Genomic DNA, 683 nt, shown 5'->3' on the forward strand with positions numbered 1-683 from the left:
GCCATGTTGCACTGCACTGTTTTCAACCGATTTGAGGTCCGGCCGGATATTGACGCTACGTTCGCCCGCAACTACGGTCCGGCGCGCTAACGGCAGCCCTCCCGCCACCGAAAGCACGAGATCAAGTCTGTTTTTCCGTCCAACATGTCGGCATTCGGCAGTTGCGTCGGGTCAAGCGCTGCTATAGCGCGCTCAATAACGCTGTTCAGAGAGGTAGCAATCCGATGAAAGTTCTCGTCCCGGTGAAGCGGGTTGTCGATGCGAACGTGAAGGTGCGGGTCAAGGGCGACGGCTCAGGCGTCGAGCTTGCCAACGTCAAGATGGCGATGAATCCGTTCGACGAGATCGCGGTCGAAGAGGCGATCCGGCTCAAGGAAGCCGGCAAGGTCGAGGAAATCATCGTCGTCTCCATCGGACCGGCCCAGGCGCAGGAGACGCTGCGCACCGCGCTCGCCATGGGTGCTGACCGCGCGATCCTGGTCAAGACCGACGATCAGGTTGAGCCACTCGGTGTCGCCAAGGTGCTGAAGGGCGTGGTCGAGGCTGAACAGCCCGGCCTGGTGCTGCTCGGCAAGCAGGCGATCGACGACGATTCCAACCAGACCGGCCAGATGCTGGCCGCCCTGCTCGGCTGGGCCCAGGGCACCTTTGCCTCGAAGATCGAGCTCGCCGGCGACACGGCC

General features: G+C 62.7%; 1 protein-coding gene. It reads left to right on the plus strand.

What is annotated here, in order from left to right; translation table 11 throughout:
- Positions 1 to 224 precede the first annotated feature (224 nt).
- The coding region (locus HFK18_RS21620) for an electron transfer flavoprotein subunit beta/FixA family protein (protein WP_180167809.1) at positions 225 to 683 on the plus strand (459 nt) is incomplete at its 3' end.

The sequence above is a fragment of the Stenotrophomonas sp. SbOxS2 genome (assembly GCF_013416715.1).
GTDB lineage: Bacteria > Pseudomonadota > Gammaproteobacteria > Xanthomonadales > Xanthomonadaceae > Stenotrophomonas > Stenotrophomonas lactitubi.